Origin of the sequence: Armatimonas sp. (assembly GCF_043760365.1) — a bacterium.
Classification (GTDB): Bacteria; Armatimonadota; Armatimonadia; order Armatimonadales; family Armatimonadaceae; genus Armatimonas.
Genome location: NZ_JAYUPA010000986.1, coordinates 1 through 2724, shown reverse-complemented (window position 1 = coordinate 2724; position 2724 = coordinate 1). Strand labels below are relative to the sequence as shown.

The 2724-nt window shown below is 55.6% G+C and carries 3 protein-coding genes; 1 reads left to right on the top strand and 2 read right to left on the bottom strand.

The window, feature by feature from the left end:
- Positions 1–155: 155 nt before the first annotated feature.
- Both ACH2EH_RS24940 and ACH2EH_RS24935 read right to left on the bottom strand, forming a co-directional pair.
- The gene (locus tag ACH2EH_RS24940) at positions 156–803 is read right to left on the bottom strand and encodes a hypothetical protein (RefSeq protein ID WP_395146085.1); all 648 of its coding nucleotides are present in this window, start codon (positions 801–803) and stop codon (positions 156–158) included.
- Positions 804–944: 141 nt separating this feature from the next.
- Positions 945–1670, bottom strand: a complete 726-nt coding sequence (locus tag ACH2EH_RS24935; RefSeq protein ID WP_395146083.1) for a calcium-binding protein — start codon at positions 1668–1670, stop codon at positions 945–947.
- A 137-nt stretch (positions 1671–1807) separates the two neighbouring features.
- Here ACH2EH_RS24935 and ACH2EH_RS24930 point away from each other — a divergent pair.
- The coding region (locus ACH2EH_RS24930; protein WP_395146081.1) for a glycosyl hydrolase at positions 1808–2724 on the top strand (917 nt) is incomplete at its 3' end.

Sequence of the window (2724 nt, the reverse complement as noted above, 5' to 3'; positions counted from 1 at the left end):
TTGGGCGTCATCAGTAGCCTTCGGCTGCAAAGCCCGTTCCGGGCTACCGAATCCCCAGCCCGGAACGGGCTTTGCGGCGGAACGCCATTGCAGACGCCGGTTTCCAACCGGCGGCGAAGCGATTCATGAAAAAGGCTCATTTGTTTCACGATAGTTTAGAGTCCGGGAAGCGAGGCAAGAAGCGCATGGCCGGTAGGCAGGGAACCGACAGCGGCTTTTCGGTAGGCGATAAGGCGTGCGCGAAGGGCCTTTGCCTGCTTCGTGCGGCTCTCGCGCGTGCTCTTTGCGGCGTTTTCCGCTCCGGCAAGCGCGGTGTAGGTAGCCTTGAGGCCCGTGATATCCGTAGTAAAGTTTGCTTGCGTGTAGCCAATCGGCAGGACGAGCGGCGCGGTGAAGCCTGCGGGGGGGGCTGTGTTGACGCGCTCCCAGAGATTCTCCATGTCCTCTAGTACCTGTATCCAGGTCTCAGGCGGGGCACTTGGACTGGGTATTAAAGGGAGTGCCGCCGCAATATCGGTGCCATCGAGCTTTCCCAGAACAGCATTTCGAAACTGCTTGAGCCGCGCACTCTGTAACTTTTGTTTTGCGGAGCGCTGGGCACGAGCCATTTGCTGGTTATTGTTGGCGCTGACAAGCGCTGTGAGCGTTGCCTCCAGAGCATCACGATCTGTCTTGAGGTTGACAATTGTGTAGTCAGCTTTTAAAACAAGAGGTGACGCACCGAGCACAGCATTTACCTGTGCCCAGTGAGAAAGAAACTTATCAACAACACGAACATACTCTGCATCTGAAAGAATTGCCATGATCCAAACTCCTTTTAACTCTATTCTACCAGACAATTACTAAGCTTCACCAAACAGTTACTAAGCTTCACCAGACAGTTACTAAGCTTCACCAGACAGTTACTAAGCTTTACTAGAAAGTTACTAGATTCTACCAGAGACTTACCAATTGGCAAACCAGACCACATAGTCCCTGAGAGGCTGGTAGTTTGCCGAGTCAGTGTCTGTCGCCTCCAGCTCGCAAAGAGGCAGGATGTAGTTTGAGTGCCCCACTTTGACCTTGACCAGAATACCGTAGTGCTCATCTACATAGTCCACTGCCACGACCTTGACCACACTGCCCACCGCAACCGGCCCCTGACCGCTCTCATCTCCCATCGCTTCTTCCCGGCACGCTTCAAAAGGAAAAGTTAGAGCGGTTGCGAGATGGTGCTCCCAGGCTTGCAAACACGCCTGTGTCGAAGTATCCTCCAGCGGCCCCAGAAGCGCACTAATACCAGGGTTTTCCTCAGCGAGATAGTCCCAGCGGTGGCGCTTCTCCAGCACCGCATGAACCGCTTCCGCCTCGGCAATCGTCCCACGCGGCTCTGCCTTAGAGACATCGGACCAGCTGAGAACAATAGAGGCCCACTCTAAGCCGTCTTGCTCCAACTCATAAATATGGGCATCGGGTAGTGCCTCCAGCGAGAGCTGATCCCAGACAATCTCCACCATCTTCTCCTCAGGGTAAATATCTTTGATCCAGCCCTGCCAGCCGCCCAGAGCCACTGTGGGATAATCAGGACATATCACCTCAGGATTAACGATAACCGTATCTCCCACACCAAACCCAGATGTGTTGACAGCCTTCATCCGGGTCATTTCTATTTTACGTTTTGTCTTTTTCATGTCCTCTGTATTTCTCAAGCACTGCCCCAAACCCTCCTTTGCTTTAAGGGAGGGTGCCGAGGAACGAGGCGGGTGGGTTCTGGCGGGTGGGTTCTGGCGGGTGGGTTCTGGCGGGTGGGTTCTGGTAAAATGCTCCCATGCAATCTGCTGCTGAGTGGAGACGACGTGCGGAGTCGCTGGAGAAGGCGGGCAAGTTCGCCGAGGCGGCGGATGCCTACCGCAAAGAGGCTGCGATCTATAAAAAGAACGGGGATACCGAAGGCGCAAAAGTCGAGGAAGCCAAAGCGGCTCGCCTCTCTAGCAGTGTCCAGCTCTTTGCGCATCTTCCAGGACTCGCGCCCAAGATTCCCTCGCCGCTTGCCAAGTGGGAGCCGCCCTCGGGCTGCTATTTAGGCGGTTTTATTGATCGTGATGAGCGCCTTTCCTCCACGTTTCAGGACGAGAACTTCCAGAGCCACGAAGACCCCGACGCGTTTGGAGAGAAAACCGGCAAGAAGCACGCCAGTGTCTTTTGTTACGTGAGCTACGGGCGGCCTTTCCCGAAAAAGTGGGTCGCACGGCTGAAAGCGCAAGGGGTCGCGCCGCATATTGCCTGGGAGCCCAACGACGGCCTACAAGTCGTTCAACAAAACACCTACTTGCGCCAGTTCGCCCAGGACGCCGCCGAGGCCGACTGCCCGATCTTTCTGCGCTACGCCTCCGAGATGAACGGTGACTGGACTCGCTACGGTGGCGATGCAAACGCGAACGAGTATATTGTCAAGTGGCAGCTCGTGCGGCAGGTCTTTGCCCAGATTGCACCCAATGTCGCGATGGTCTGGTGTGTGAATGTGATCCCCGAGAAGAACATCACCAAGTTCTACCCCGGCGATGCCTACGTGGACTGGGTGGGAATTAACTTCTACTCCGTGCCGTTCTACGACAACAATGTCACGCGTCCCGGACTGGCAGACAATCCAGCAGACTATTTGAAGTACGTCTACGCCACCTACGCCCCCAAAAAGCCCCTCGCCATCTGTGAGTTTGGCGCGTCGCACCTCTCGAAAGCCGACGG